24 protein-coding genes, 5 tRNA genes, 3 rRNA genes and 1 riboswitch are annotated in these 26,766 nt (G+C 59.8%); of the genes, 12 read left to right on the top strand and 20 right to left on the bottom strand.

Annotated elements, in window-relative coordinates; translation table 11 throughout:
* Positions 1-35: 35 nt before the first annotated feature.
* Positions 36-743 carry a gamma-glutamyl-gamma-aminobutyrate hydrolase family protein gene (locus DN611_RS04490; RefSeq protein ID WP_119310744.1) on the bottom strand — a complete coding sequence of 236 codons (708 nt, stop codon included), beginning with the start codon at positions 741-743 and terminating at the stop codon, positions 36-38.
* Positions 744-806: 63 nt separating this feature from the next.
* Positions 807-883: transfer RNA gene (locus DN611_RS04485), tRNA-Arg, on the bottom strand.
* Positions 884-1,243: 360 nt separating this feature from the next.
* Between DN611_RS04485 and DN611_RS04480 the strand changes: the two genes are divergently transcribed.
* The 3 genes from DN611_RS04480 to DN611_RS16790 all read left to right on the top strand — a co-directional run bounded on the left by DN611_RS04480 (position 1,244) and on the right by DN611_RS16790 (position 3,228).
* Positions 1,244-1,873: a redox-sensing transcriptional repressor Rex gene (locus DN611_RS04480; RefSeq protein ID WP_021750403.1), complete on the top strand. Its 630-nt coding sequence runs from the start codon at positions 1,244-1,246 to the stop codon at positions 1,871-1,873.
* A 26-nt stretch (positions 1,874-1,899) separates the two neighbouring features.
* On the top strand, positions 1,900-2,991 hold the full coding sequence (locus DN611_RS04475; RefSeq protein ID WP_119310743.1) for an S-layer homology domain-containing protein: 1,092 nt from the start codon (positions 1,900-1,902) through the stop codon (positions 2,989-2,991).
* A gap of 81 nt (positions 2,992-3,072) precedes the next feature.
* Positions 3,073-3,228, top strand: coding sequence for a hypothetical protein (locus DN611_RS16790; protein ID WP_170180093.1), 156 nt, complete (start codon positions 3,073-3,075; stop codon positions 3,226-3,228).
* A 74-nt stretch (positions 3,229-3,302) separates the two neighbouring features.
* Here DN611_RS16790 and DN611_RS04470 read toward each other — a convergent pair whose 3' ends face one another.
* The 9 genes from DN611_RS04470 to DN611_RS04430 form a co-directional block, all read right to left on the bottom strand.
* Positions 3,303-3,875, bottom strand: coding sequence for a manganese efflux pump MntP (locus DN611_RS04470; RefSeq protein ID WP_021750400.1), 573 nt, complete (start codon positions 3,873-3,875; stop codon positions 3,303-3,305).
* Positions 3,876-3,887: 12 nt separating this feature from the next.
* On the bottom strand, positions 3,888-4,568 hold the full coding sequence (sfsA, locus tag DN611_RS04465; RefSeq protein WP_025543746.1) for a DNA/RNA nuclease SfsA: 681 nt from the start codon (positions 4,566-4,568) through the stop codon (positions 3,888-3,890).
* 55 nt (positions 4,569-4,623) lie between these two features.
* Positions 4,624-4,739 (bottom strand): 5S ribosomal RNA (rrf, locus tag DN611_RS04460).
* Between the two features lie 86 nt (positions 4,740-4,825).
* Positions 4,826-4,900 (bottom strand) — tRNA-Glu (locus DN611_RS04455).
* 1 nt (position 4,901) lies between these two features.
* Positions 4,902-4,977 (bottom strand) — tRNA-Lys (locus DN611_RS04450).
* Between the two features lie 77 nt (positions 4,978-5,054).
* A 23S ribosomal RNA gene (locus DN611_RS04445) occupies positions 5,055-7,891 on the bottom strand.
* A gap of 316 nt (positions 7,892-8,207) precedes the next feature.
* A tRNA-Ile gene (locus DN611_RS04440) sits at positions 8,208-8,284 on the bottom strand.
* 31 nt (positions 8,285-8,315) lie between these two features.
* Positions 8,316-8,391: transfer RNA gene (locus DN611_RS04435), tRNA-Ala, on the bottom strand.
* Positions 8,392-8,496: 105 nt separating this feature from the next.
* A 16S ribosomal RNA gene (locus DN611_RS04430) occupies positions 8,497-10,027 on the bottom strand.
* The 16S, 23S and 5S rRNA genes sit together here with 4 tRNA genes alongside, the layout of an rRNA operon.
* Positions 10,028-10,584: 557 nt before the next feature.
* Between DN611_RS04430 and dapF the strand changes: the two genes are divergently transcribed.
* Together dapF and DN611_RS04420 are read left to right on the top strand one after the other, a co-directional pair.
* Entirely contained in the window at positions 10,585-11,427 is an 843-nt protein-coding gene (gene dapF / locus DN611_RS04425) for a diaminopimelate epimerase (RefSeq protein ID WP_051320066.1), read from the top strand.
* Positions 11,428-11,482: 55 nt separating this feature from the next.
* Positions 11,483-12,778, top strand: a complete 1,296-nt coding sequence (locus DN611_RS04420) for a dicarboxylate/amino acid:cation symporter (RefSeq protein WP_021747575.1) — start codon at positions 11,483-11,485, stop codon at positions 12,776-12,778.
* A 54-nt stretch (positions 12,779-12,832) separates the two neighbouring features.
* Here the strand turns inward: DN611_RS04420 and sdaAA are convergent, their stop codons facing one another.
* Positions 12,833-13,726: an L-serine ammonia-lyase, iron-sulfur-dependent, subunit alpha gene (gene sdaAA, locus DN611_RS04415; protein ID WP_119310742.1), complete on the bottom strand. Its 894-nt coding sequence runs from the start codon at positions 13,724-13,726 to the stop codon at positions 12,833-12,835.
* A gap of 1 nt (position 13,727) precedes the next feature.
* A complete protein-coding gene (sdaAB, locus tag DN611_RS04410) occupies positions 13,728-14,396 on the bottom strand; it encodes an L-serine ammonia-lyase, iron-sulfur-dependent subunit beta (protein ID WP_174232994.1) in 669 nt (222 codons plus the stop codon).
* Between the two features lie 136 nt (positions 14,397-14,532).
* On the opposite strand from sdaAB, the gene DN611_RS04405 reads away from it, so the two are divergent.
* A complete protein-coding gene (locus DN611_RS04405; RefSeq protein WP_119310741.1) occupies positions 14,533-15,891 on the top strand; it encodes an 8-oxoguanine deaminase in 1,359 nt (452 codons plus the stop codon).
* A 66-nt stretch (positions 15,892-15,957) separates the two neighbouring features.
* Here the strand turns inward: DN611_RS04405 and DN611_RS04400 are convergent, their stop codons facing one another.
* Complete coding sequence (locus DN611_RS04400; RefSeq protein ID WP_158629814.1) at positions 15,958-16,311, bottom strand: helix-turn-helix domain-containing protein; 354 nt, start codon at positions 16,309-16,311, stop codon at positions 15,958-15,960.
* A gap of 139 nt (positions 16,312-16,450) precedes the next feature.
* Here DN611_RS04400 and DN611_RS04395 point away from each other — a divergent pair, with 139 nt between their 5' ends.
* Positions 16,451-16,696 carry an AbrB/MazE/SpoVT family DNA-binding domain-containing protein gene (locus DN611_RS04395; protein ID WP_119310740.1) on the top strand — a complete coding sequence of 82 codons (246 nt, stop codon included), beginning with the start codon at positions 16,451-16,453 and terminating at the stop codon, positions 16,694-16,696.
* 47 nt (positions 16,697-16,743) lie between these two features.
* On the opposite strand, the gene DN611_RS04390 is transcribed toward DN611_RS04395, so the two are convergent.
* The 3 genes from DN611_RS04390 to DN611_RS04380 all read right to left on the bottom strand — a co-directional run bounded on the left by DN611_RS04390 (position 16,744) and on the right by DN611_RS04380 (position 18,873).
* On the bottom strand, positions 16,744-17,190 hold the full coding sequence (locus DN611_RS04390; RefSeq protein ID WP_036629574.1) for a zinc ribbon domain-containing protein: 447 nt from the start codon (positions 17,188-17,190) through the stop codon (positions 16,744-16,746).
* A 69-nt stretch (positions 17,191-17,259) separates the two neighbouring features.
* A complete protein-coding gene (locus tag DN611_RS04385) occupies positions 17,260-18,180 on the bottom strand; it encodes a polysaccharide deacetylase family protein (RefSeq protein WP_160117404.1) in 921 nt (306 codons plus the stop codon).
* 156 nt (positions 18,181-18,336) lie between these two features.
* Complete coding sequence (locus DN611_RS04380) at positions 18,337-18,873, bottom strand: macro domain-containing protein (protein WP_119310738.1); 537 nt, start codon at positions 18,871-18,873, stop codon at positions 18,337-18,339.
* Positions 18,874-19,051: 178 nt separating this feature from the next.
* On the opposite strand from DN611_RS04380, the gene DN611_RS04375 reads away from it, so the two are divergent.
* Positions 19,052-19,717: a hypothetical protein gene (locus DN611_RS04375; protein ID WP_021749849.1), complete on the top strand. Its 666-nt coding sequence runs from the start codon at positions 19,052-19,054 to the stop codon at positions 19,715-19,717.
* 64 nt (positions 19,718-19,781) lie between these two features.
* A riboswitch (M-box (ykoK) riboswitch) is annotated at positions 19,782-19,952 on the top strand.
* A 243-nt stretch (positions 19,953-20,195) separates the two neighbouring features.
* Complete coding sequence (mgtE, locus tag DN611_RS04370; RefSeq protein WP_025545283.1) at positions 20,196-21,545, top strand: magnesium transporter; 1,350 nt, start codon at positions 20,196-20,198, stop codon at positions 21,543-21,545.
* Between the two features lie 75 nt (positions 21,546-21,620).
* On the opposite strand, the gene selD is transcribed toward mgtE, so the two are convergent.
* The 3 genes from selD to yqeC are packed head-to-tail and all read right to left on the bottom strand — an operon-like array spanning position 21,621 to position 24,217.
* On the bottom strand, positions 21,621-22,661 hold the full coding sequence (gene selD, locus DN611_RS04365; RefSeq protein ID WP_119310737.1) for a selenide, water dikinase SelD: 1,041 nt from the start codon (positions 22,659-22,661) through the stop codon (positions 21,621-21,623).
* Between the two features lie 48 nt (positions 22,662-22,709).
* Complete coding sequence (gene yqeB, locus DN611_RS04360) at positions 22,710-23,525, bottom strand: selenium-dependent molybdenum cofactor biosynthesis protein YqeB (RefSeq protein ID WP_119310736.1); 816 nt, start codon at positions 23,523-23,525, stop codon at positions 22,710-22,712.
* Entirely contained in the window at positions 23,516-24,217 is a 702-nt protein-coding gene (gene yqeC, locus DN611_RS04355; RefSeq protein WP_256264671.1) for a selenium cofactor biosynthesis protein YqeC, read from the bottom strand. The genes yqeB and yqeC overlap by 10 nt, the downstream gene beginning before the upstream one ends.
* A gap of 161 nt (positions 24,218-24,378) precedes the next feature.
* Here yqeC and DN611_RS04350 point away from each other — a divergent pair, with 161 nt between their 5' ends.
* From DN611_RS04350 to moaC, 3 genes are all read left to right on the top strand, one after another.
* Positions 24,379-25,218: a helix-turn-helix domain-containing protein gene (locus DN611_RS04350; protein WP_021749844.1), complete on the top strand. Its 840-nt coding sequence runs from the start codon at positions 24,379-24,381 to the stop codon at positions 25,216-25,218.
* 116 nt (positions 25,219-25,334) lie between these two features.
* Positions 25,335-26,279 (top strand): GTP 3',8-cyclase MoaA, encoded by a 945-nt coding sequence (gene moaA, locus DN611_RS04345; protein ID WP_021749843.1) that lies wholly within the window; start codon positions 25,335-25,337, stop codon positions 26,277-26,279.
* A gap of 5 nt (positions 26,280-26,284) precedes the next feature.
* Entirely contained in the window at positions 26,285-26,764 is a 480-nt protein-coding gene (gene moaC / locus DN611_RS04340) for a cyclic pyranopterin monophosphate synthase MoaC (RefSeq protein ID WP_119310734.1), read from the top strand.
* Positions 26,765-26,766: the final 2 nt, after the last annotated feature.

The following is a 26,766-nucleotide window of genomic DNA, read 5'->3' as shown; positions in this document are numbered from 1 at the left end:
GTCCTTTGGACGGGGGGTAATTCTTCGATGGCAGCTCATTTTTGTTGGACAGCCCCGACAAACGCCTCAAAAATTTTCCTGCTGGACTCTTCCTGCAGGGACATCTCCGGATGCCACTGGACGCCCCAGACAAAGGTCTTGCCGGGCAGATACATCGCCTCGATGAGGTCATCTGTGCTGCGGGCCATTTCTACGAGACTGGGGGCTAAACTCCTGATCGCCTGGTGGTGACAGCTGTTCACCTCCAGTTCCGTCTTTCCCAGCAGAGAGGCCAGAGGCGTCATCGGCCATATATGCACCGTGTGGGCCATCCGGTCGTAGGGCGGCTTCATGGAATGCCCGATCTCTGACGGGTGCTCCGTGGGCAGGTCCTGATAAAGGGTTCCGCCCAAGGCTGCATTTAGGAACTGAATACCCCGGCAGATGCCCAGGATGGGCTTGTCCCGCTCCAAAGCCTGTCGGAGTAACTCCTGCTCCAGAGCGTCCCGGGCAGGGCACAGCTCGCCGCAGAAGGGCTCCATGGCCTCCCCGTACAGCTGGGGATCGACATCCTGCCCACCAGTAAAGAGAAAACCATCGCAGAGATCCGCGAGCTGGGCAATATCCGCCCCATTGGTTGTCAGCGGCAGGATGACGGGGATGGCACCGGCTTCCTTCACTCCTTCCAGATACCCCGGCAGCATCCAGTAGGACTTCTTTTCCTCGTCCCACAGGGGCGTTACCCCGATGATGGGTTTCTCCATAGTTCATCACCTCTGATTGATAAAAGCAAAGAGGCACTCGAAATTCGAGTGCCTCTTTGCACGTGGTACGCCCGACTGGATTCGAACCAGCGGCCTTCAGAGTCGGAGTCTGACGCGCTATCCAACTGCGCCACGGGCGCATACCTAAACTATGTTCTATTATAACACGGGATTTTCAAAATTGGTAGTCAAATAGTAGTCAACGGAAACAGAATTTTTTCTCTCTGCCCGTTAAAACCAAAGACTCCCAACGCTTTGCGCCATCTCTCAACTGAACGAGCCTGAAATGTCGGAGTCTGACGCGCTATCCAACTGCGCTACAGGCGCATACATCAACATCTTCTTCAAACAGCTTATTTAGTATACCAACATTTTTCCGCTTTGTAAAGCTTTTCTTGAAAAAATTTTTCTTAAAAAGATTGTTAAAAAAATTGACAAGTCCCTGATTTTGGTCTAAACTTAATTGAGAATGATTTAACAAATAGCAAGGAGTGACTTATATGCGAAAGGAAAACATCTCCGACGCCGTGATACGGCGTCTGCCCAGATATTACCGCCAGCTCACAGACCTCTGCAACCGCGGCGTCGTGCGCATCTCCTCACACTCCCTGGGGCAGGAGATGAACATCACCGCCTCTCAGATCCGCCAGGATTTCAGCTGTTTCGGTGAGTTCGGCCAGCAGGGCTACGGCTACAATGTAGAAGAACTGCGGGCCGAGATCGGTCATATCCTGGGCGTGGACAACAACCACCACCTCATCATGATCGGCGTTGGCAATCTGGGCCACGCACTGCTGCAGAACTTCCCATTCTCCCAGAGTGGGTTTACGGTGGACGCAGCCTTTGATGTCTCCCCCGCCGTGATCGGGACTGTGGTGAATAATGTGCCGGTATACGCCATGTCCGAGCTAGATCACTTCCTACAGGACCACCCGGTGGACGTGGTGGTGCTGACCATTCCCCAGTCCGTGGCCCAGGACACCGCCAGCCACCTCATCAATCTGGGCGTCAAGGGCTTTTGGAACTTTACCAACATTGAGCTCAGCAGTCAGCTCCCGGATGTGCAGTTTGAGAACATTCACTTCGCAGACAGCCTCCTGACCCTCAGTTACCGCATCGCCAACCGCTGACGCTCCAGCGTGGAAGGGAATCATCTATGACAAGGAAGACCAAGACTGCCCTCATCACCGTCTGCCTCTTACTTACCGTCACCGTTGTGTACGCCTTGGCCGCGGCCGGCGGTGCCTCCGATCCGCTGGCCTCCCTCTCCTATCTCACCGGCACTTTCACCGATGCGGTAGACCAGCGGGTGGAGGAAAAACTGGACGCCTCTGACCAAGCGCTGCTGAACGGAGACGCGGCTCCTTCCGACGGCGGGGCCGCCACGTGGATGGAGACCCGTCTGAAGGCAGGCGACGCCCTGACCGGCTCCACCGGCACGGGCGTCCTGTTGCTGGCGGGCGGTATGCAGGTCACGTTCAACTCCGGCGCTGTGGTGGATGTCACCACAGGGACCACCGTTACCAGTGGCAGTGCCCTTACAGCCAGCCACCGGTATCTGGTGGCTGAGGAAACCACCGCCGTGTTTACCGTCACCTCCAAGACGGCGGTTGTGGATTATCAGGGCCCCTACGCCTTCAGCTACTCCACCAACACGGACTACAACGCCATTGCTGTCGCGCTCAAGACCATGCACCTGTTTCAAGGCAGCTTCACCGGCTACGGAGATGGATATGACCTGGAGGTCGCCCCTACCCGCCTGCAAGCCCTCATCATGTTCATCCGCGTCCTGGGCGAGGAGAATGATGCGCTGGCCTACACCGGCTCCACTCCCTTCACGGACATCACCTCCGGGACCCAGAGCGAGAAATACGTGGGCTACGCATACAGCAAGGGCTACACCAACGGATACTCCGCCACCACCTTCCGGCCCAGCCAGACGGTGACAGCCAGCCAATACATGGAGTTCATCCTCCGGGCACTGGGATACAGCTCCGCGGACAACAAGGACCTCTCCGGCACACTGACCAATGCCTTGACCAATGGCGTCATCACGGAGGGCGAGCTGGCCGCCCTGCAGGGCGGCACGTTCCTCCGTGCGGATCTCGCATACGTCTCCTACTACGCGCTGGATGCCGCGGTGTCCGGCAGCAGGCAGACACTGGGAGACACGCTGATGGACAAGGGCGTCTTCACCGTGCGGGAGAAACAGGCGGCCGACGCACTCGTCACCAGCGGCCGGAAATAAAACCGGAACCCCTTTGCCGGTCCGGCATACTATGGATTGAGACCGGTTCGGTCGGTCTACGATTTCATAGGAGGTTCCGGTATGTGCAATAACGGCTTTGGCGGCGGCAACTGCTGCTGGATCATCATTCTGCTGATCATCATTTGGTGCTGCTGCGGCAACGGCAGCTGGGGCGGCAACGGCTGCGGCTGTGGCTGCAACAACAACTGCGGCTGCAATCCCAATCCCTGCTGCTGAGATTTCATAAGATAACCAGCGCCCCGGGCCAAATGGCCCGGGGCGTTTTCCACTTCGCTGTTTTTTATAGGCGCTTACAGGATCCCCAGGTGCTCCAGAAGAATCTTTCCACCCAGAAGGATCAGGATCACACCGCCGGCGATCTCCGCCCAGCGCTGAAGGCGGGCGCCGAAAAAGGTCCCGATCACCACACCCGCCAGGGAGATCACAAAAGTCGTGCAGCCGATGACCGTCACAGCAGGCAGGATGTCCACGTTCAAAAATGCAAACGTGACCCCAACAGCCAATGCGTCGATGCTGGTAGCCACCGCCATCAGCAGCAGCTGCTTATAATCCAGCGTCACACTCACCGCACAGGCCGTCTCCTCCGCCTCCCCTTTCAAAGACTCCCACACCATCTTACCGCCGATGAATGCCAGCAGAAAAAAAGCCAGCCAGTGGTCCAGATGTTGGATATACCCGGCAAATTGGGCGCCCAGCAGCCAGCCGGCATAGGGCATCAGCGCCTGAAATCCGCCAAAAAACAGCGCAATCACAGCCGCATAGCGCAGATTCAGTTTTGGCATACAGAGTCCCTGGCACACCGCTACAGCAAAGGCGTCCATCGAGAGCCCCACGCCGATCAACAGCAATTCCAAAAATCCCATATTGCCGCTCCCTTATAATACCACCGGCACCGGCTGGTGGATAGTCAAACTGTCCGGCGTCACCAGGCAGTCATAGGCGTACACTTGGACACCCCAGGCAGCTGCCTCCCGAAGGGCCGCACCGAAGGCCGGATGGGTGGCGTCGTTGGGAGAGAAGCGATCCACGCCGTGCATCTGGATCACAAAAAACAGGGTAGCGCCCAGTCCCTCCCGGACAGCCCGCTGTAACTCGTGAATATGCTTCACGCCCCGTTCTGTCGGCGCGTCCGGAAATCGGACAACACCGTTTTCCTCCAGGGTAACACCCTTGACTTCCACCAGGTGCAGCCCGTCTTCTGTTGTCAGCGCAAAGTCCAGACGGGACTCTCCATAATGATATTCCGGTTGAATGGACTTTAGATCTGGCAGGAAATGTCCTTGGGCGGCCCACTCCTGAAAAGCACGATTTGGGGCCTGCGCATCCATATTGATCAGCAAGGCCCCTTTCTCCACGGCGATAAGGTCATACGCTGTCTTTCTCGCAGAATTTGCGGCCTTTTCCAGATAGACCGCTGCTCCCGGCACCAGCAGCTCCCGGCAGCGTCCGGTGTTTTTTACATGGCAGATCTGCAGCCCGTCTTCTGTCTCCACATGAGCGATAAAACGGTTGGGCCGCCGTAGAAATCTTCCTTTGACCACTTGATGATATTGCAAAACGATGCCTCCCATGCGACGAAAAAAGGCCACATCAAACGATGTGGCCTCTCAGTGTTGGCGCTACCTATCTTCCCGGGCCGTCGCCAGCCAAGTATTGTCAGCAGGAACGAGCTTAACTGCCGTGTTCGGAATGGGAACGGGTGGACCCTCGCCCTAATCAGCACCAACTCTATGTCATCCGGTCTTGCCGGAGAACAAACTGTATTATATTGTATTTCGCTTCCCTTGTCAAGAACTTTCGCCCTTGAAAAGTCTGGTGACCCGTACCGGATTCGAACCGATGTTAACGGCGTGAGAGGCCGCTGTCTTAACCACTTGACCAACGGGCCATGGTGCACCTTCACGGACTCGAACCGGGGACCCACTGATTAAGAGTCAGTTGCTCTACCAACTGAGCTAAAGGTGCAAATCCCTTGAGCATGCTTCCCTGCACCCTCAAAACCGAACAATGTGACGCTGCTTTCAGGCTCGCCTGCTTTCTCGTAGGTCAAGCCCTCGGGCTATTAGTACCGGTCAGCTCCATACATTACTGCACTTCCACCTCCGGCCTATCTACCAGGTAGTCTTCCTGGGCCCTTACCCTCTTTCGAGGTGAGAGATCTCATCTTAGGGGGAGTTTCACGCTTAGATGCTTTCAGCGTTTATCTCGTCCGTACTTAGCTACCCAGCTATGCCCTTGGCAGGACAACTGGTGCACCAGAGGTACGTCCATCCCGGTCCTCTCGTACTAAGGACAGCTCCCTTCAAATCTCTTCCGCCCGCAACAGATAGGGACCGAACTGTCTCACGACGTTCTGAACCCAGCTCGCGTGCCACTTTAATCGGCGAACAGCCGAACCCTTGGGACCGAATTCAGCCCCAGGATGTGACGAGCCGACATCGAGGTGCCAAACCTCCCCGTCGCTGTGGACGCTTGGGGGAGATCAGCCTGTTATCCCCAGGGTAGCTTTTATCCGTTGAGCGATGGCATTTCCACTCACATACCACCGGATCACTAACTCCAACTTTCGTTACTGCTCGACCCGTCGGTCTCGCAGTTAGGCTGGCTTTACGTTTACACTCACTGCACGATTTCCGTCCGTGCTGAGCCAACCTTTGAGCGCCTCCGTTACTCTTTAGGAGGCGACCGCCCCAGTCAAACTGCCCGCCTAACAGTGTCCCCCGACCGGATTCACGGCCGCAGGTTAGAAATTCAGCAATCCAAGAGTGGTATCCCACCGGCGGCTCCACAGAGCTGACGCCCCTGCTTCCAAGCCTCCCACCTATCCTGTACATGGGTTACCGAATTCCAGTATTAAGCTGCAGTAAAGCTCCATGGGGTCTTTCCGTCTAGTTGCGGGTAACTGGTATCTTCACCAGTACTACAATTTCGCCGGGCGGGCTGTTGAGACAGTGCCCAAATCATTACGCCTTTCGTGCGGGTCAGAACTTACCTGACAAGGAATTTCGCTACCTTAGGACCGTTATAGTTACGGCCGCCGTTTACCGGGGCTTCAATTCAATGCTTCGCTTGCGCTGACATCTCCTCTTAACCTTCCGGCACCGGGCAGGCGTCAGCCCATATACGTCATCTTTCGATTTAGCATAGACCTGTGTTTTTGGTAAACAGTTGCTTGGGCCTTTTCACTGCGGCCTCTTTCGAGGCTCCCCTTATTCCGAAGTTACGGGGTCAACTTGCCGAGTTCCTTAACAACCCTTCTCCCGTTGGCCTTAGGATTCTCTCCTCATCTACCTGTGTCGGTTTGCGGTACGGGCACCTTAGTATCCATCAGAGCTTTTCTCGCCTCTCAGCATCGCGGACTTCGCTACTATATTTTCGCTCCCTTTCGCCCGGGTCAACCAACGCCCGGGTTCCGCTATCCAAAAGTGTCCCTCTGACTTAAAGTTCGGTGGCTACGGAATTTCTACCGTATGTGCATCGACTACGCCTTTCGGCCTCGCCTTAGCTCCCGGCTTACCTTGGGCGGACGAACCTTCCCCAAGAAACCTTAGATTTTCGGCCATTATGATTCCCACATAATTCTCGCTACTCATTCCGGCATTCTCACTTCCATGCAGTCCACCGCTGCTTTCGCTACGACTTCACCCCACATGGAACGCTCCCCTACCACTGTCTTACGACAATCCTAAGCTTCGGTTAGATGCTTAGCCCCGTTACATTTTCCGCGCAGAGTCACTCGACCAGTGAGCTATTACGCACTCTTTTAATGAGTGGCTGCTTCTAAGCCAACATCCTGGTTGTTTTCGCAACTCCACATCGTTTTCCACTTAGCATCTATTCGGGACCTTAGCTGTAGGTCTGGGCTGTTTCCCTTTTGACAATGAAACTTATCTCACACTGTCTGACTGCTATGCATCAATTAGCCGGCATTCTTAGTTTGATAGGCGTTGGTAACCTTATCGGCCCCGCTACCATTCAGTGCTTTACCTCCGGTAATCTAACATAACGCTAGCCCTAAAGCTATTTCGGGGAGAACCAGCTATCTCCGAGTTCGATTGGAATTTCACCGCTACCCACAAGTCATCCGCCACCATTGCAACGGGGGTCGGTTCGGTCCTCCATGGGGTTTCACCCCCACTTCAACCTGCTCATGGGTAGGTCACCCGGTTTCGGGTCTATGGCAACGAACTTTACGCCCTATTCAGACTCGCTCTCGCTTCGCCTCCGGCACTGAATGCCTTAAGCTCGCTCGTTACTATAACTCGCCGGACCGTTCTACAAAAAGTACGCCATCACACGTTAACGTGCTTTGACAGCTTGTAAGCACAAGGTTTCAGGTTCTCTTTCACTCCCCTCCCGGGGTCCTTTTCACCTTTCCCTCACGGTACTGCTCCTCTATCGGTCATCAGGTAGTATTTAGGCTTGGAGGGTGGTCCCCCCTGTTTCCCACGGGGTTTCACGTGTCCCGCGGTACTCTGGATTCAGTCGCACGGCCTTCTCTTTCGGATACGGGGCTCTCACCCTCTGTGGCGGGCCTTCCCAGACCCTTCTCCTAGATAACTTCCGCTAAATGACTGTCCGCAACCCCGAGGAATAAATCCCTCGGTTTGGCCTCTTCCGCGTTCGCTCGCCACTACTTGCGGAATCTCGGTTGATGTCTCTTCCTCGCCCTACTTAGATGTTTCAGTTCAGGCGGTTCCCTTCCTACGCCTATTTTGTTCAACGCAGGATGACTGGATATTGTCCAGCCGGGTTGCCCCATTCGGATATCCCCGGATCAATGGATATTTGCTCCTCCCCGAGGCTTTTCGCAGCTTGTCACGTCCTTCTTCGGCTCCTGATGCCAAGGCATTCCCCTTGCGCTCTTTCCAGCTTGACCTATCGCTGTTCTCACAGCGACTTGTCAGAGAATTCTTGGTTCTCTTTGAGAATTATGCAGGCTTTACAAAGATCGAAATTGTATGTCACCCTGCATCCTTTCGGATGCTGTTCCACAATCAATTTGTTTCCTCTGTGTTTCCACAGAGAAACCTCTCTGTTGCCTTACTTGCTTTTGTCACATTGTTCAGTTTTCAAGGTGCAGATCGCCGTCCGCAAGCTTTCGCTTGTCTCCGGCACAGCTTCCAACCGCTTTTGCAGTCAGATTTGAAGATCCGATCTTTCGATCAGGTCTTCAAATCCAAAGGCAAATCGCCTGGTGGGCCCGAGTGGGCTCGAACCACCGACCTTACGATTATCAGTCGTACGCTCTAGCCAGCTGAGCTACGGGCCCTCGTCTTGGACGAGGTGACGCTTTATTCTCTTGGTGGAGATAGTCGGGTTCGAACCGGCGACCTCCTGCTTGCAAGGCAGGCGCTCTCCCAGCTGAGCTATATCCCCTTCTATCTCCCGGCGTACGCCCTCTAAATTAAACAACGTAACTCTTTTTCCGCTCCAGCTGACCAGGAATTCCAGGCAGAGCTTGCTCTGCCCAGGTCTCCTTAGAAAGGAGGTGATCCAGCCGCACCTTCCGATACGGCTACCTTGTTACGACTTCACCCCAATTATCGAACCCACCTTCGGCCGCGCCCTCCTTGCGGTTAGGCTACGGACTTCGGGTGTTCCCGACTCTCATGGTGTGACGGGCGGTGTGTACAAGGCCCGGGAACGTATTCACCGCGGCATGCTGATCCGCGATTACTAGCGATTCCGACTTCACGCAGGCGGGTTGCAGCCTGCGATCCGAACTGGGACGGCTTTTGGGGGTTTGCTCTGCCTCGCGGCTTTGCCTCCCTCTGTTGACCGCCATTGTATTACGTGTGTAGCCCAGGACATAAGGGGCATGATGATTTGACGTCGTCCCCACCTTCCTCCGTTTTGTCAACGGCAGTCTCGCTAGAGTGCTCTTGCGTAGCAACTAACAATAGGGGTTGCGCTCGTTGCGGGACTTAACCCAACATCTCACGACACGAGCTGACGACAACCATGCACCACCTGTCTCTACTTTCCCCGAAGGGCACCTGATGTATCTCTACTTCGTTAGTAGGATGTCAAGCCCTGGTAAGGTTCTTCGCGTTGCTTCGAATTAAACCACATAATCCACCGCTTGTGCGGGCCCCCGTCAATTCCTTTGAGTTTCAACCTTGCGATCGTACTCCCCAGGTGGGATACTTATTGTGTTAACTGCGGCACGCAGGGGGTCAGTCCCCGCACACCTAGTATCCATCGTTTACAGCGTGGACTACCAGGGTATCTAATCCTGTTTGCTCCCCACGCTTTCGCGCCTCACCGTCAGTTGCCGTCCAGTTATCCGCCTTCGCCACTGGTGTTCTTCCTTATATCTACGCATTTCACCGCTACACAAGGAATTCCGATAACCTCTCCGGTACTCAAGACCTACAGTTTCAAATGCAGTTTGGAGGTTAAGCCTCCAGATTTCACATCTGACTTGCCGGCCCGGCTGCACGCCCTTTACACCCAGTAAATCCGGACAACGCTTGCCACCTACGTATTACCGCGGCTGCTGGCACGTAGTTAGCCGTGGCTTATTCGTCAGGTACCGTCTTCTACTCTTCCCTGACAAAAGAAGTTTACAACCCGAAAGCCTTCTTCCTTCACGCGGCGTTGCTGGGTCAGACTTGCGTCCATTGCCCAATATTCCCCACTGCTGCCTCCCGTAGGAGTCTGGGCCGTATCTCAGTCCCAATGTGGCCGGTCAACCTCTCAGTCCGGCTACTGATCGTCGCCATGGTGGGCCGTTACCCCACCATCTAGCTAATCAGACGCGAGGCCATCTTCCAGCGATAAAATCTTTGACATGCCCGGGATGCCCCGGTCATGCGTCATGCGGTATTAGCAGTCGTTTCCAACTGTTGTCCCCCTCTGGAAGGTAGGTTCCTCACGCGTTACTCACCAGTCCGCCACTAAGCATTCCTATCATTTGGCCGAAACCTCAGTCAAGGGTGCTCCGTTCGACTTGCATGTGTTAAGCACGCCGCCAGCGTTCGTCCTGAGCCAGGATCAAACTCTCTATAAAATGGTATCTAAACGAACCGTAGTCCGTTCAAACCTTCATAGAGCTATTTGTCATAGCTTCATTTCTCCATCCCACCGGTAATTGACTCAACCCAGTGAGACGGCTTTGTCCTTTGGCAAACTCATCTAAATGAGCTCGCCTTCTGGTGCTTCCTTTTCGTTACGTTGTTTAATTTACAAGGTGCACGCCGTTCCCGGCGGAACATTGCTATTATACTCGATTTCATTTCGTTTGTCAAGAACTTTTTTCAGAAGTTTTTTGACATCCGATCCATCTCGTATCAGCAGCAACCTGTTTAGGTTACCACATCTCAGCCTTGCTGTCAAGAACTTTTTTCATTTCTTCCCGGCCCGGCTCATCACCGCGCCGACAGCTTTGTTAGAATACCAAATCCTTCCCCTTTTGTCAATACCTTTTTCCTCTTTTCTCGATTTTTTTCGACCGTCTTCCCACTGACGTGGATTTCGCAGGTTCTGCATGGTTTTCCGCACATTCTCTGCTTTTCATTCTCAGTTCTCGCTGTTATAATAATGTATATACAAGAAGGAGGTGGAAACTTGAGATTTTGGAAAATGAACGGCGCGGGAAATGACTTTGTGATTCTGAACAACCTGGAGGAGCACCTCCCCCTGGAGCAGCTGCCACAAATCGCCCGGACGCTGTGTGAACGGCACATGTCCATCGGGGCGGACGGGTTGATGGTTGTGGATGCCCCCTCCCAGGGCGGAGATTATCGGATGCTGTTCTATAATTCTGATGGCAGCGTAGGTGAGATGTGTGGGAACGGTGCCCGCTGCATCTGCCGGTATGGCTACGAAAACGGGCTGGCCGGAGAGACGCAGACTGTGGAGACCACGGCAGGCATCGTCACCGGCCGGCGGATCGACCAGCGGCTGTACCGCATCCGGCTGAACGACCCCACCACCGTACGACTGGATAGCCCGGTGGAGGCAGACGGCGTGACATACGTCTGCTCCTATGTGGAGCTGGGAAATCCCGGCATCCCCCACGCCGTGGTGCCATACGCCGGACTGCGCCAGGCGGACGAAAACGAGCTGCGGGAGCTGGGCCGGGCTATTCGCTGGAACAAGGTCTTTCCCAAGGGTGCCAATGTGAACTTCTACGAGATCACCGGTGAAGATCTGATTTTCGAGCGGACATTTGAACGCGGCGTGGAGGACTTCACCTATGCCTGCGGCACTGGCACCGGATCTGTGGTGACCGTGCTGACTCTGCAGGGCAAAGTCTCCGGCCACGGCGTACAGGTGGATATGACCGGCGGCCGCTTGGTGATCGATGCGGAGCGGGTCCACTCCCATATCGCCAGCCTTTATCTGACAGGCCCCACCAACGTGGTGTGCAGGGGTGAAGTTACGGATGAGGACCTTATTATAATGTAAGGCCGGAAGGCCATATAGGTCAGCAGCTATTTCAATATGTATTGGAGGAGAGAGAATGAGTACACAGCTGAGCAAAAAGTCTGTTGCCCGGAACTACGCATTTCTGGCCGTCATGCTGGGGGCCATGATCCTGGGCTCCATCGTGGGCTGGATCTTCCCCCAGGAGCTGGATGCGGAGGGCAACGTCATCAGCGCCGGCGCCACGGTGCTGGAACCTCTGGGCACCCTGTTCCTGAATATGATGTTCTGCATCGTGGTGCCCATGGTGTTTTCGTCCATTGCCGGGTCTGTGGCTACCATGAAGAGCCGCAAACGGGCCGGCAAGATCATGGGCACCACCGTGCTGACCTTCGTCATCACCGGCGCCATCGCTGCGGTCATCATGATCGTCATTATGAAGATCTTCCCCCCGGTTCTGGAGCCCTGGACCAACCTGACTGAGGGCGTGGTGGAGGATCCCATCTCCATCCCGGACCTGATCGTGAACTTCTTCACGGTGAGCGACTTCTCCGGCCTGCTCAGCCGCAGCGCCATGCTGCCCCTGATCGTCTTCTCCATTCTGTTCGGCTTCGGCGTAAATCTGGGGCCGGGTCCTGACAGCCTGATTGCAAGATTCCTCACCAGCCTGTCCGAAGCTATGATGAAGGTCGTTCAGCTAGTCACCTACTACGCCCCCATCGCCTTCTTCGGCTTCTTCGCCAACCTGGTGGCCACCTACGGCTCCCAGATCGCTACGGACTATGCCCGGGCTCTGGTGGTGTACTATCCCCTCTGCTTCATTTATATTTTTGTGGCCTTCCCCTTGTTCGCCTGGTTCGGCGGCGGCAAGGGAGCGGTCAAGGAAATGTTCCGGCACATCGCCAAACCTGCCATCACTTCCCTGGGCACCTGCTCCTCCGTGGCCACCATCCCCACCAACATGGAAGAGGCGGAGGCCACCGGTATCTCCAAGGATGTCAGCGAGATCGTGGTTCCTCTGGGCGCCACCATGCACATGGATGGCTCCTGCTTCTCTTGCATTCTGAAGATCACGTTCCTCTTCGGCGTGTTCGGCCGGCCCTTTGACAGCATCGGCGACATGGCACTGATGGTGATTGTGGCCGTGCTGTCCTCCGTGGGCATGTCCGGCGTCCCCGGCGGCGGCTACATCGGCGAGTTCATCATGTGCTCCGTGTTCTTCCCGGACCAGCTGGCCATCGCCTATCCCATCGCCATCACCATCGGAAACCTGGTGGATCCCCCCGCTACCATGATCAACTCCGCCGGCGACTATGTGGTGAGCTTTTTGGTCTCCCGCTTTGTAGACGGCAAGGACTGGTTCCAGAAAGTCCTGGCCAGCCGGAACGCCTGATCTTCCCTTTCGCAAAAAGAAGGACCTGCCGCAGGGCAGGTCCTTCTTTCGTCCTCACAGCTCCTGTTCCTGGGAGCGGCGCTCTTCCCGCTTTGCCTTCACGCTCTGTCCGAATGGTGTGGCGGCGAGACCGCCCAGAGCGGTCTCCCGCAGCTCTACCGGCAGCCGGCGGCCCACGTCGCCCATGCAGTCGATCACCTGGTCCACAGGCACCCGGCTCTCAATGCCCGCCAGGGCCATGTCCGCCGCGCTGACGGCATTCACCGCGCCGATGACGTTTCGCTTGACGCAGGGGACCTCCACCAGTCCCGCCACCGGATCGCACACCAGGCCCATCAGGTTCTTCAGCGCCATCGCCACGGCGTGGCCGATCTGCTCCGGCCCGCCGCCCCGCAGGTCCACCAGGGCCCCCGCCGCCATGGCCGCAGCCGTGCCTACCTCCGCCTGGCAGCCGCCGGAGGCGCCGGAGATGGACGCCCGGTAGCCAACCACCGCGCCGATACCGGCAGCCACATACAGCGCCCGGACGATGGCCTCCTCATCTACAGCGCCCCGGCGGTACAGCGGCACCAGCACAGCCGGCAGCACGCCGCAGGCCCCCGCCGTGGGTGCCGCCACGATCCGGTGCATGCAGGCGTTGGACTCCGCCACGCACAGGGCCGTAGCGATCACCTCCTGCAGATAGGGGCCGCAGAGCGTCTCCTGCTGGGCGGCGTAGTCCCACATCCTCTGGGCGTCGCCCCCCACCAGGCCGCTGACGCTGCGCCGGTCCGCCCGGTAGGTGTCCACGGACTCCACCATGGCCCGCCAGGTGGCGTGCATCTTCTCAAAGGAGGCCTCCGCCGTCACCTGCCGCTCCTCCACGTCCGTATCCCGCACCACCTGCCAGAAGGGCTTCCGCCCCGCCTGGATCTTGTCGAAGATCTCCTGCATGGAATCCAGAGCCATTTCAGTCTTCCTCCTTCTCGTAGTAGGTGGCGCCCAAGACGCCGTAGAGCGCCTGGATACGCTCCAGGGCATCCGCCGGGATCTTCTGGTCCGTCTCCACCACCGTCAGGGCAGCGCCGCCCCGGCGGTCCCGGTTCAGGCTCATGTTGGCGATGTTCACCCCGCTGACGGAGAGCTCATTGAGAATCCGGGACAGCTCTCCGGCCACGTCCTGGTGGCGGACCACCAGGGTGTTGAAGATGCCGGTGAAGCTCACCTCCACTCCATCCAGCCGATCCACCCGGATGCGGCCGCCGCCGGTGGAGGCCGCCTGCAGCTCCAGCTTCCGCCCGTCGGCACTCTCCACCGTCAGCACCGCCGTGTTGGGGTGGGCATCCCGCAGACGGGCCGTGTGGAAGTGGAATTCCAACCCCTGGTTGGCGGCGATCTCAAAGCTCTGAGGAATGCCCAGATCGTCCGGCTTCATCCCCAGGAGGCCCGCCACCAGCGCCCGGTCCGTGCCGTGGCCTCGGCCGGTATCGGCAAAGGAGCCGTGGAGGCCGATGTCCGCCCGCGCCACTTCCGCCCCCAGCAGGGTCCTGGCCATGCGGCCGATCCGCACCGCCCCCGCTGTATGGGAGCTGGAGGGGCCCACCATCACAGGGCCCAGAATATCAAAGATGTCCAGCATAACCGTGTTCCTCCCGGTGATCCGAAATTGCTCTCAGCGTATCACATCCTCCCCGTTTCCGCAAGAAGTTTTCCCGGGAAAGTTGACCTTTCTCCCGCCGTCCTTTATACTGGGAGCAGAAAGGAGCGTGACCGCCATGTCCTCTTTGCTGCTGCGCAATCTGCGGACCATCCTCACCTGTGATGACGGCGACGCCGTGCTGGAGCACGCCGACCTCTATTGCGAAAACGGCATCATCCGCGGTCTGGGCCCAGACCTGCCCCAGACCGCAGACACTGTGATCGACGGGTCCCATTACTGGTGCTATCCCGGCCTCATCAACACCCACCACCACCTGTATCAGGTGTTCTCCCGGAACCTGCCCCAGGTGCAGAATCTGGAGCTGTTCGACTGGCTCACCGCCCTGTATGAGATCTGGAAGGGCCTGGACGAGCAGGTGGTGCGTCTCAGCTCCCTCACCGGCATGGGGGAGCTGCTGAAGCACGGCTGCACCACCTGCTTTGACCACCACTATGTCTTTCCCGCCGGATGCGGAGACCTGATCGGCGCCCAGTTCGCCGCCGCGGAGGAGCTGGGGATGCGGATGTTCGCCTCCCGGGGCAGCATGGACCTCTCCCGCAAGGACGGCGGCCTGCCGCCGGACAGCGTGGTCCAGACGGTGGACGCCATCATGAAGGACTCCGCCCGGGTGATCGAGGCGTACCATGACCCGTCCTTCGGATCCATGCGGCAGGTGGCCCTGGCCCCCTGCTCCCCCTTCTCCGTCAGCGGAGAGCTGCTGCGGCAGAGCGCCATCCTGGCCCGGCAGTACGGCGTCCGGCTCCACACCCACCTGTGTGAGACGAGGGACGAGGAGCACTACACCCTGGAGCACTACGGCGTCCGGCCGCTGGAGTACATGGCATCTCTGGGCTGGACAGGCCCGGATGTGTGGTACGCCCACGGCATCCACTTCAACGACGAGGAGCTGCGGGAGCTGGCCCGCACCGGCACCGGCGTGGCCCACTGCCCCATCAGCAACATGAAGTTGGCCTCCGGCGTCGCCCGGGTGCCGGAGATGCTGGCGCTGGACGTCCCGGTGGGATTGGCGGTGGACGGCTCCGCCAGCAACGACGGGTCGTCCCTGATGGAAGAGCTGCGGGTGTGCTACCTGCTCCACCGGCTGACCTCCAGCGAGAAGGCCCCCTCCGGGTATCAGGTGCTGAAGATGGCCACCCGGGGCAGCGCCCGGCTGCTGGGCCGGGAGGACATCGGGCAGCTGGCCGTGGGCAAGTGCGCGGACTTCTTCCTGGTGGATTCCCGCCGACTGGAGCTGGTGGGCGGCGCGTACAGTCCCGCCGACGTGCTGGCCACGGTAGGCCTCCGCGGCCCGGTGGACTACACGGTGGTGAACGGCCGGGTCGTGGTGAAGGAGGGGCATCTCGTCACCATCGACGAGGAAAAAACCGCCGCCGATGCCCGGAATGCCTGCGGGGCGTATCTGGCAAAGGCGTAAAAAGAGCCGCTGCATCGGTTGATGCAGCGGCTCTTTTCTATTTATAAATTATAAAGGAGCGGTTGTTCAATTCCGGATTTCAGTCTCGTCCGCCCGCATCAACTGGATATACCGCAGCAGATGGCCACACTCCGCCTCTTGCAGACGTCTGACCTCGTGGAGCAGCGCCGTCCGATTCTCTCCCGCTTCTCCCTTCCGCCGGTTGTATTCCAGACTCTCCCCCAACATATAATCCACGCTGGCGTGGTAGAGATTCGCCATGCCCAGCAGGACAACAGTAGAACAGATATCTCGTCCCGTCTCAATATTGGACACATAATTTGGGCTGATTCCCAGAGTCTCCGCCGCTTGCTCCTGGGTCATACCAGCCGCCCTGCGGAGTGCCTGAATCCGTTTTCCGATAGCTTTTGTATCAATCATCACCATACCCCATTTCAGGTACAGTGTATAGTATGAGTTATTCCAGTTTGAACATCCTATATTTCATATAAATATTGACTATATTCTGGAATTTTAGTATGATAGAACCGCAAATTGTCGAAAAAGGAGGATGTCAGATATGAAAAACGTGGGAATACCGAGAAGGCTGGACGAGCTGGGACGGATTGTGATCCCGATAGATGTGCGCCGGGCTCTGTCTCTAAATGAGCGGGACACCGTAATGTTTTTTCTGGATGAAAAATCCCGCACGGTAATCCTGAAGAAAGAATTCCCCTCCTGCATCTGCTGCCATGCTGCGGATTCTCTCAGGCAGCTCCCCCATGGGATCTATGTGTGCGAAAGCTGTCTTGCGCAGCTGTCCTGAAAAAATCCAGGCGCCGGACCGCGGGTTTCCGCAGTCCGGCGCCTGTGTCAGTTCTCTTTCCACCGCCCCAGTGTGGGCAGAAGGCTCCGCATATAGGCGCGGCACGCCTCCGGATCCGTCCGGCCCAGGGGCATGTGGGGCAGGCAGTGCTCCACCATCTCCTCCATGGTGCAGTCCTGGGCAAAGCCCTCTCCATCCCAGCACCACATGCAGTACTGCTCATTGAAGCTGCCGTCTGTGTTTTTGGCCAGGATGTCATCGTTCAGCGGCATTCCACAGCTCTGGCAGACCAGGGTCCGGGGACTGCCCAGCAGGGTGTTGATGGACACGCCGAACAGCCTTGACAGCGCCTGAAGCGTCTCCACCTCCGGGATCGTCTCTCCCCGTTCCCAGCGGCTCACTGCCTGCCGGGTGACAAACAGCCGCTCCGCCACCTCGCTCTGGGACAGACCCGTCCGCTGCCGCAGCTGGGCGAACACCTCTTGAAACTCCATTCCCATCACCTCGGGACCAGTCTATCACAGCAGGGCAGCGGCGTAAAGCAACCGTCGGTTGCCTGCCGCTCATGCGGCGGCGGGCGCCGTCTCCGCAGGCAGGGGCGGCACCTGGAAGCGGAAGTAGTCGTAATTATAGGTGCGGTTGGGCTCCACCTGATCCCCAAAGCGCAGCTGGATCAGCTCGCTGACCGTCACCAGCTGGTAGCCCTGCTCCAGCAGCCAGGGCACCAGGACCTCCGTGGCCGCCACCGTGCTCTCGTAGATGCTGTGGAGCAGGATCACCTGTCCGTCCAGATTCCCGGCGTTCTCCACGCCGGTCACCACCTTGTCCGCGTCCTTGGAGCGCCAGTCCTCCGTGTCGATGGACCAAGTGACGATGCTCCGGCCGGAGGTGGTCTTCAGCGTCTTGTTCATGGAGCCATAGGGCGGCCGCAGCAGCGCGGGCGTGGTGCCCAGCACCTCCTGAAACAGCGCGTCCGCCGCGGCCTGATCCGCCTGCTGGGCGGCCTGATCCATCTTGCCCAGGTTTGCGTGGCGGTAAGAGTGGCTGCCGATCTCGCAGCCCATGTCCGCCGCCCGGCGGACTGCCTCCGGCGCCTCGGGGAGATTCCGCGCCACTTCGAAGAAGGTAGCCACCGCGCCGTGCTCCTCCAGAATATCCAAAATCTGGTCCGTGTAGACCGCGTGGGGACCATCGTCAAAGGTCAGGGCCACCATGGGGCGGGTGGGATCCACCACCCGCTGGGGCTCCGGCAGCGTCTCCACGGGAGTTCCGCCGCCCTCTTCCAGGGAGGGCTCCGAAGCATTCTCCCCGCCTGCCTCCTGGCTGTCCGGGAGGAGCTCCGGCATCTCGCCGGGAGCGGGGAGAACCTGAGCCGGGGGCGCCTCTGACACCAAATGCTCCGGCGGGGTCTTGGCGGGGGTCACAATGGTGCCGCAGGAGCTCAGCAGCAGGCAGGACAGCAGAAGGGAAACCAGTCGTTTCATGATGGGATACCTTTCTTTCATCTCTTATTTGAGTCTATCATACGGAATGCCCCGGGAAAAATCGGGTCAAAACGGATACAAAAAGGTCAAAAAGAGTGACAAAAGAAACGAAGAGTGACAAACGCCGGAGCGGGAAAGGTCCCGCTCCGGCGTTCTTTACATCCGCTGGTCCTTGCCCTCCGCGTACCAGAGGTTCCAGGTCCGGCGGTAGACCTCCGCCGCCTGCTCCGAATGGCAGACCATCCGCACCCGCTCCGGCAGGGCATGGTCCGCCAGGAAGTCCATGATGGCCCGCAGGGCCACGGTGGCCGCCAGCGGCAACGGATACCCGTAGACTCCCGTGGATATGGAGCAGAAGTCCAGGGTGCGGATGCTGTGGGCCTCCGCCAAAAGCAGGCAGCTGCGGTAGCAGGAGGCCAGCAGGGCCGCCTCCCCCTGCTCCCCGCCCTGCCAGACGGGACCCGGCGTGTGGATTACATACCGGGCCCGCAGGCGGTAGCCCGCCGTCAGCTTGGCCTGCCCCCGCTCGCAGCCCCCCAGCGTCCGGCACTCCGCCAGCAGCTCCGGCCCCGCCGCCGCGTGGATGGCCCCGTCCACCCCGGCGCCGCCCAGCAGCGTGGGATTGGCCGCGTTGACAATGGCCTCCGCGTCCGAACGGGTGATATCTCCCACCAGAATGGAAAAGCGATCCATAGCCGTCCTCCTGTTCCCCTGTGCCGTCCCGACACATCTCGTCTCTTAACAGTATATCTCCCGCCGGAAAAAAAGCAAGCCCGGATCCGGGCTTGTCCCGCGTGGCTTCCTGCGGTATAATTTGCCCGTGAACAACCACCTGTGCCCGGCGTTCTGCCGCCGGGAGAAAGGAGTCCCTATGGCAAAACAGGTCCCCTCCTACACTGGGACGCTGCGCAATCACTCCCTGACCATCCCCGCCTGCGTCAGCGAGTGCAGCGGCATCCGTATTTTCGGCCGGCGCATCAAGTCCCTGGCCTTTTCCACCGATGTAGCCATCATCAAGAACATCAACGCGGACGCCATCATCGCCGTCTATCCCTTCACGCCCCAGCCGGTGATCTCCCAGGCCATCATCAGCGTGTCCGACGTGCCGGTATTCGTGGGCGTGGGCGGCGGAATCACCACCGGCTCCCGCTCCGTCCGGCTGGCCATCCAGTCCGAGCACCAGGGTGCCTACGGCGTGGTGCTGAATGCCCCCACCTCCGACGATGTCATCCGCCAGATCAAAAAGGTGGTGGACATTCCCGTGGTCATCACGGTGGTCTCCGCTCACACGGACATCGGCAGCCGCCTGGAGGCGGGAGCCGACTTTCTCAATGTCTCCGGCGCCGCCGCCACGCCGGAGATCGTGGCGGAGATCCGCCGGGACTTCCCGAAGGTTCCCATCATCGCCACCGGCGGCCCCACAGAGGAGTCGATCCTCCGCACCATCCAGGCCGGAGCCAATGCCATTACATACACCCCGCCCTCCAACGGCGTGCTGTTCGCCCGTATCATGAACCAGCACCGGAAGGCGCTGTGAGGTCATGGCGAAAATTTTTTTGAGGCGACGGGGTTGACAAACGTCCGTCCAGGCGGTTATAATGACGGCGAATCGGTAGGTGAGGCTACCACGGGGATTCGGAATCATCCAAAGACTGCTGCCGCACAGTTGTGGAGACACAACCAGCTGGTCAACAGGCCGCGTCGACAACAAGGCGCCGCTTAACGCAGTTGCTACGCCCCGTGAAGCTAAAGCTTGGACGAAGACGCCCATTGTGTGCAGCTCTCCCTGCCGGATTTCCGGCAGGGATTTTTTTGCTGCGGAAAAGCACGGCCAAAAATTCAAACGCGCCATTTCCCCGTCCCTTCGGGGCAGCTGGAAAGGATGCGCAAAACCTCACACAGCCGATGTTCCTAACGCGCGAACGCGCATAGAGTTTTATGCAGAAAGGAGGTGCGGACCATGGAAAGCGCCAGTCAGCCACCCAGACAATACAGACGAAAGCGAGGTAACGACTATGACCATGTTCAACAAGGATCAGATCTTTCAGCTTTTGGAGAGCCGGGACGGCGAGGCGCTCCGCGCCCTTTGGCAGGGCCGCGGTGCCGTGGACATCGCCGCCCTCCTGGACTCCGTGGAGGACGGTGCCCGGCAGGCGGCGGTGTTCCGCACGCTGCCCAAGGACCTGGCGGCAGATGTGTTCTCCTATCTCCCCGGTCCCACTCAGGCCACCCTGGCCCGCTCTTTCGCGGACGGGGAGCTGCAGCAGATTTTTGACGCCCTGCATCTGGACGACGCGGCGGATTTTCTGGAGGAGCTTCCCGCTAACCTGGTGACCCGCATCCTCCGCTCCGCCAGCCCTCAGCGCCGTATGGCGGTAAATGCCCTGCTGCGCTATCCGGCGGACAGTGCCGGCAGCGTCATGACGCCGGAGTTTGTCTCCCTCCGGCCGGGCGATACGGTCCGGCAGGCGCTGGATACCATCCGCCGCACCGGAATCCACAAGGAGACGGTCTACACCTGCTATGTGCTGGAGCACCGGCAGCTGCTGGGCGTGGTGTCGGCCAAGGACCTGCTGACAGCCGCGGAGGATGCCGCTGTGGCGGACCTGATGGTCACGGATGTGGTATCTGTGGGTACGCTCACAGACCGGGAAGAGGCCGCCCGGCTCCTGGCGAAATATGACCTGCTGGCCTTGCCGGTGCTGGATGGAGAGGAGCGGATGGTGGGCATCGTCACCGTGGATGATGCCATGGATGTCCTGACGGAGGCCGCCGCAGAGGATCTCTCCATCATGGCGGCGGTGACGCCGGACGAGAAGCCCTACTTCGCCGCCTCCGCCTGGGAGCACGCCCGCCATCGGGTAGTGTGGCTGCTGATTTTGATGCTGTCCGCCGCCATCACCGGCTCTATCATCACCCGGTACGAGGACGCCATCTCCGCCGTGCCCCTGCTGGTGGCCTTTCTACCCATGCTGATGGACACCGGCGGAAACTGCGGCTCCCAGAGCGCCACGCTGGTGATCCGGGGGCTGGCTCTGGAAGAGATCCGCCCCCGGGACGCGCTGCGGGTGATCCGCAAGGAGCTGGCGGTAGCCGCCATCGTCAGCGCCGTCCTAGCCGCGGCCAACGGCCTGCGGATCTACCTTCAGTACCATGACAGCGCCATCGCCCTGGTGATCTCCCTGTCCCTGGCGGCCACGGTGGTGCTGGCCAAGCTGGTGGGCTGTATGCTGCCCATTGCCGCCAAGCAGCTCCACATGGATCCGGCCATCATGGCCTCCCCCCTCATCACTACCATTGTGGATGCCGGGGCGGTGCTGATCTACTTCCAGGCCGCCGCCGCGCTCCTGCGCCTGCCCGTTTAAGGGTTCCGCCCGGTACGGGCGCAAAACAGGTGCCTGCCAGAAATCCGGCAGGCACCTGTTTCCCATTTTCGACTTTCACCGCAGGAAGATGCGTTTCCCGCCTCGGTAGGCCTTCACGACGCCGATCCGCTGGGCACTGGGGACGCAGCCCTGCAGCTCCCGATACAGCGCCTCCGCGTCCGCCGGGTCCACGGCCATGAGGAGGCCCCCAGCGGTCTGGGGATCATAGAGCAGGTCCTGTCTGCACAGCGCGGTCTCCCCTGCATCCACGCCCGCCTCCGCAAAGGCGCGGTTACGGTACATCCCCGCCGGCAGCAGACCCATGTTTGCAAACTCCAGCGCCTCCGGAATCAGGTCGATGGCGTCCACCTCCAGCTCCAGCTCCACATCGCTGCCCTGGGCCATCTCATAGCTGTGGCCCAGCAGGCCAAAGCCCGTTACATCCGTGCAGGCGTGGACGCGGTACTTCACCATGGCGTCCCGGGCGGACTTGTTCAGGGTGGTCATCAGTTCCTCTGCCAAAGCCCGCCCCTCGACCGACAGCATCTCCGCCTTCTGTGCAGTGGTGAGGACGCCAATGCCGATGGGCTTCGTCAGCAACAGCACGTCCCCCGGCCGGGCGCCGGAGTTGGTCAGCACCCGGTCCGGATGGACGAAGCCGGTGACCGCCAGGCCGTACTTGGGCTCGTCGTCCAGGATGCTGTGGCCGCCGGTGATGAGCGCCCCCGCCTCATACACCTTGTCATAGCCGCCTCGCAACAGCTGGTGCACCGCCTCTTTCGGCATGGACTCCGGCACGGCCATGATGTTCAGGCACAGCTTGGGCTCGCCGCCCATGGCGTACACATCGGAGAGGGCGTTGGTGGCCGCGATCTGTCCGAACAGGTACGGGTCGTCGGCAATGGGCGGGAAGAAATCCACCGTCTGCACCAGGGCCAGATCGTCGCTGACCTTATAGACCGAGGCGTCGTCGCTCTTGTCGAACCCCACCAGCAGATTGGGGTCCCGATGCACCTGGATGCCGTCCAGCAGCTGGGCCAGCACACCGGCCCCCACTTTGGCGCCGCACCCGGCACACTTGGCCAGCTTCGTCAGCTTGACATCATTTTCAGGCATGATTCTTCCTCCCGTTTCCTCAGTTTGATCGTCCCCGACAGGCTGCACCTAACCGGAATACCCACCTGCGCGGTCTTTCAGCGCTCCCGTCAGGTCCAAAATCGCCTCCAGCACACCGCCGCCAATGGCCAGGGCCTTGTCGCTGGCGGTATAGCAGTGCTCCACCTTGCAGCGGGGGTCGATGTCCCCGGCCTTCATCCCTTTGTGCACCGGGGTATCATCCGGCAGGATACCCCGCAGGACGCCGTCCAGGGTGCAGGTCATGGGCACGCCGTTCACCGTGGCGGCCACATCCCCCTGCCGCACCTGGGCGCCAATGTCCAGCAGCTGGTGAAACACGCCGTCCGCCGGGGCCCGCAGCACTCGTTCCCCGGCAAAGCCGCCGATGAGCCCCGGGATCCCGGTATTGGGCAGCGCGCTGCCTGCATGGATCACCCGGCCCAGGCTGTGGCCCCGCATGGTCTCCACCACCGCGTGACAGTCCACCCCGGCAGTGAAGCCCGGCCCCACGCCGATGACCACCGGGGCATCGGTGATCCGGGTGCCCAGATTCCGCTTGGCCAGGATGGCGTCCACCACCGCGTCCGGCTTCAAAATCGAGATACAGGCTCCCTCCGGGTCCGCCAGCACCGGGACTACATTCTCTTGCAAAAGGGCCATAGCCGCCTCCGGTGTCTCCACCCGGCGGGCGGTGACATCCTCCACCTTTGTCTCTCCCAGCACGATGGCCTGGGAGAAGGCTACGGTCCGCCGGATGGCAGTTGGGGCCGGTATATCGGTCATAATCACCGATATATGCGCCCTTTTCAGCCGAAGAGCAATACCGGTGGCCAAATCACCGGCGCCTCGGATGATTACCAGCATGGAAAATACTCCCTCCTCCACAGACTGCCGGCCAGAACCGGACAGTCCATCAGGCGCGCCAGGGCCCTGGCATCTGCCAGATTCCACAGCGTCTCCACCTGATTGACATAAACTTTCGTGTGCAGATCTTCGGACCGAAGCACCCTCGCCTCGGCCTCCGGCGTGGCCTCCGCCGCCTCCGGCATCCCCGCAAGAAGCGCGTACCGCTCCGGCCGGTGAGCGGCCGCAGCGATGGGACGGCCGAAGCCGGAGGCCCCCACCACGCAGATGGTCTGATTGGCCTCAGTTGGGATCACCGGCTCGTGGGGGGCGTGCGCCTTCAGGGGACGGCGGGCAGCGCCGTCCGCCTCCACCAGAATGTAGTCGAATTGCTCCGCCAGCACCGCCATGGGCGTCTCTGGGGCCGTCAGCTTACCCGTTCCCGGTTCGTCTGTCCCGGCACACAGCAGCTGATGCGCCCTGCGCAGTTCGTCCAGCTCCGCCGCTGTCCGGGCGCAGGGCAGGTCCGAAAACGGGAGAATCTTGGTGGTGGTGCACAGCAGGACCGGATGCTGTCCGGCCAGCTCCTCGCCCAGGGTCCGCAGGAGAGTGGTCTTTCCCCCGCCGCCGATGACGGCAGTGACACCGGGACGGATATCCAGCAGCTGGGAAAGGGTCATGGCGCATTCTCCCTCTATCGTTCTTCTTTTCATAGAATAGCACCTCCTCCTTTCCTCGTCAAGCAAGTCCGCCGGGACTGCCTGTTTTTCAGGCTTTTGGCAGTGTGCAACTGCCAGTTGCCAAATTTTCAGGTCCCCTTGGTGGACTTTTGCCCACTCTCCCACTATACTGGAACCACAAAGGAGGGCGCGGTATGAGCCTTGGAACCAACATCAGCCGCCTGCGGGCGGAGAAACGCCTGTCTCAGGGGGACCTGGCGGAAGTGCTGGAGGTGAGCCGCCAGTCCGTCAGCAAGTGGGAGACGGATTCCAGTGTGCCGGACCTGGACAAGCTGATAAAGCTGAGCCAGCTCTTCCGTGTGACGCTGGATGAACTGGTGACGGGAGCAGAGCCCCAACTGAAGGTGGAGACGCCTCCGGTCATGGTGTCTCCGTCAATGCCGGGTCGGAAGATCGCCGGGATCATCCTCTTCTGCATGGCCTTTCTGGCATTTCTGATCCCTACGGTGCTGGGTGGGATCCTCGTCGGCCTGATCCTGGCCGTTCCGTTTCTAGTGTGCGGGATCATCTGCTTTCTCGTCCGAAAGCGGCCGGGGCTGTGGTGCGCCTGGGCAGCGTACTTGGCGGTTTACATCTTTTGCTACTATGGCACCCGCATCAGCTGGAATCTTTTCTTTTTCACGTTCTCTTGGGAGGAAGTCGGAACCCCCGTCTATACCTTTGCAGCGTGGATCCAATCGCTGATGATACTGGCTCTGCTGATTGGGACTGTCCGCTCCTTCTGCACATTCTCCTTTCCTCCCACCAGGCGGAATGGAGTGATTCTGGTCGTGCTATGGATTGAATTCCTGGCGTACCGATTGCTGACCGCGCCCATCGCCGACTTGCTCTCAGCACCGGAAATTCCTGTGACCTCCATGTGGGCCTTGATGGCTCTGATTCTTATGGCAGGCATCGCCTCCCTCATTCTGCTGGCCATTGTCTTGACGCTGTCGGTGCGGATGGCTGCCGCCTGGAGGGCCTCTCACTGCTGATACTTTTCGGCTCACGCCCCGACATTGGCCGGGGCGTTTTTCTTGACTTTTCCCGCAGGGCGCTTATAATATAGTATATCGTTTATCTCACTTGAGTATCACGGTTGGAGGACATTATGCGGGACAGCTGCGGACGGACAATCGACTACCTGCGGCTCAGCGTCACGGACCTGTGCAACTACCGGTGCCAATACTGTATGCCGCCCGAGGGCGTGGAGAAGCGGCTTCACAGCGATATTCTCTCCATCGAAGAGCTGGCGGAGATCGCCGCGGCGGCGGTTCGGTGCGGGGTAAAGAAGATCCGCCTCACCGGCGGGGAGCCTCTGGTGCGGCGGGGATTGCCGGACCTGTGCCGGATGCTGCGGGCCATCCCCGGGTTGGCGGAGCTGTGCCTCACTACCAACGGCTCCCTCCTGCCCCAGCTGGCAAGGCCCCTGCGGGATGCGGGGGTGGACCGGCTGAACATCAGCCTGGATACGCTGCGGCCGGACCGGTTCGCCGCCATGACCCGGCTGGGGACCCTCCAGGACGTGCTTGCGGGCATTAAAGCCGCGGAGGCGGCTGGATTCCGGAATCTAAAATTTGACACCGTCCTCATCGGCGGGTTCAACGACGATGAGATCGAAGATTTTGTGAATCTCAGCCGGGAGCATCCCTGGGAGATGCGGTTCATCGAGCTGATGCCCATGGGCCCCTGCGCCGGGTGGGATCGGAGCCGCTTCCTGCCTGCAGAAACGGTGCTGGACCGGATGGCAGAGCTGGAACCCATCGAGGCCCAGGGCGTGGCCCGGCGGTACCAGCTGCCCGGCGCGCTGGGGACAGTAGGGCTCATCTCCCCAGTGAGCCACGACTTCTGCGCGGACTGCCGCCGGATTCGGGTGACGGCGGACGGCAAGCTGAAGGGCTGCCTCCACAGCCGGGAAGAGATCCCCCTCCGGGGCCTCCACGGCCAGGCGCTGGAGGACGCCGTCCGGCGGGGCATCCTCCACAAGCCGGAGCGCCACCATCTCACAGAACGGTCCAGCGACACGCCCCGAAACATGAATCAGATCGGAGGATGACCACCATGGCGGAATTGACCCATTTCAATGAACAGGGCCGGGCCAGGATGGTGGATGTGACGGAGAAGGCCGTCACCCACCGCCGGGCAGTGGCTGCCGGGGAGATCCACATGGCCCCGGAGACATTGCAGAACATCAAGTACGGCACCTTGAAAAAGGGCGACGTGCTGGCGGTAGCCCAGGTGGCGGGCATCCAGGCGGCCAAGCACAACTGGGAGCTGATCCCCATGTGCCACCCCCTGCCCCTGACAGGTATCGACATCACCTTCGCCCTGTCCGATTCCCCTTGCATGGTGGAGATCCAGGCCGCCGTCACCTGCACCGGCGTTACCGGGGTGGAGATGGAGGCCCTGACAGCCGTGTCCGTGGCGGCGCTGACCATCTATGACATGTGCAAGGCAGTCCAAAAGGACATGCGCATTGAAAACATCCGCCTGCTGTCCAAGTCCGGCGGCAAGAGCGGAGATTACCAGATCAAGGAGTGAGC

The sequence above is a fragment of the Oscillibacter sp. PEA192 genome (genome assembly GCF_003574015.1).
Classification (GTDB): Bacteria; Bacillota; Clostridia; order Oscillospirales; family Oscillospiraceae; genus Oscillibacter; species Oscillibacter welbionis.
Note: the sequence above shows the minus strand (reverse complement) of the source record. Positions and strands in the feature narration are given on the sequence as shown.

Excerpts from the sequence above, each read along its gene's own strand:
- DN611_RS04380 (WP_119310738.1), bottom strand. The coding sequence starts at position 18,873 with ATGGATCGCTTTTCCATTCTGGTGGGAGATATCACCCGTTCGGACGCG.
- DN611_RS04475 (WP_119310743.1), top strand. The coding sequence starts at position 1,900 with ATGACAAGGAAGACCAAGACTGCCCTCATCACCGTCTGCCTCTTACTT.
- DN611_RS04405 (WP_119310741.1), top strand. The coding sequence starts at position 14,533 with ATGTCCTCTTTGCTGCTGCGCAATCTGCGGACCATCCTCACCTGTGAT.
- DN611_RS04490 (WP_119310744.1), bottom strand. The coding sequence starts at position 743 with ATGGAGAAACCCATCATCGGGGTAACGCCCCTGTGGGACGAGGAAAAG.
- DN611_RS04350 (WP_021749844.1), top strand. The coding sequence starts at position 24,379 with ATGAGCCTTGGAACCAACATCAGCCGCCTGCGGGCGGAGAAACGCCTG.
- DN611_RS04420 (WP_021747575.1), top strand. The coding sequence starts at position 11,483 with ATGAGTACACAGCTGAGCAAAAAGTCTGTTGCCCGGAACTACGCATTT.
- selD (WP_119310737.1), bottom strand. The coding sequence starts at position 22,661 with ATGCCTGAAAATGATGTCAAGCTGACGAAGCTGGCCAAGTGTGCCGGG.
- DN611_RS04395 (WP_119310740.1), top strand. The coding sequence starts at position 16,451 with ATGAAAAACGTGGGAATACCGAGAAGGCTGGACGAGCTGGGACGGATT.
- DN611_RS04390 (WP_036629574.1), bottom strand. The coding sequence starts at position 17,190 with ATGGAGTTTCAAGAGGTGTTCGCCCAGCTGCGGCAGCGGACGGGTCTG.
- DN611_RS04480 (WP_021750403.1), top strand. The coding sequence starts at position 1,244 with ATGCGAAAGGAAAACATCTCCGACGCCGTGATACGGCGTCTGCCCAGA.
- moaA (WP_021749843.1), top strand. The coding sequence starts at position 25,335 with ATGCGGGACAGCTGCGGACGGACAATCGACTACCTGCGGCTCAGCGTC.
- mgtE (WP_025545283.1), top strand. The coding sequence starts at position 20,196 with ATGACCATGTTCAACAAGGATCAGATCTTTCAGCTTTTGGAGAGCCGG.
- yqeC (WP_256264671.1), bottom strand. The coding sequence starts at position 24,217 with ATGAAAAGAAGAACGATAGAGGGAGAATGCGCCATGACCCTTTCCCAG.
- DN611_RS04385 (WP_160117404.1), bottom strand. The coding sequence starts at position 18,180 with ATGAAACGACTGGTTTCCCTTCTGCTGTCCTGCCTGCTGCTGAGCTCC.
- moaC (WP_119310734.1), top strand. The coding sequence starts at position 26,285 with ATGGCGGAATTGACCCATTTCAATGAACAGGGCCGGGCCAGGATGGTG.
- DN611_RS04470 (WP_021750400.1), bottom strand. The coding sequence starts at position 3,875 with ATGGGATTTTTGGAATTGCTGTTGATCGGCGTGGGGCTCTCGATGGAC.
- DN611_RS04375 (WP_021749849.1), top strand. The coding sequence starts at position 19,052 with ATGGCAAAACAGGTCCCCTCCTACACTGGGACGCTGCGCAATCACTCC.
- DN611_RS16790 (WP_170180093.1), top strand. The coding sequence starts at position 3,073 with ATGTGCAATAACGGCTTTGGCGGCGGCAACTGCTGCTGGATCATCATT.
- sdaAA (WP_119310742.1), bottom strand. The coding sequence starts at position 13,726 with ATGGCTCTGGATTCCATGCAGGAGATCTTCGACAAGATCCAGGCGGGG.
- yqeB (WP_119310736.1), bottom strand. The coding sequence starts at position 23,525 with ATGCTGGTAATCATCCGAGGCGCCGGTGATTTGGCCACCGGTATTGCT.
- DN611_RS04400 (WP_158629814.1), bottom strand. The coding sequence starts at position 16,311 with ATGATTGATACAAAAGCTATCGGAAAACGGATTCAGGCACTCCGCAGG.
- sdaAB (WP_174232994.1), bottom strand. The coding sequence starts at position 14,396 with ATGCTGGACATCTTTGATATTCTGGGCCCTGTGATGGTGGGCCCCTCC.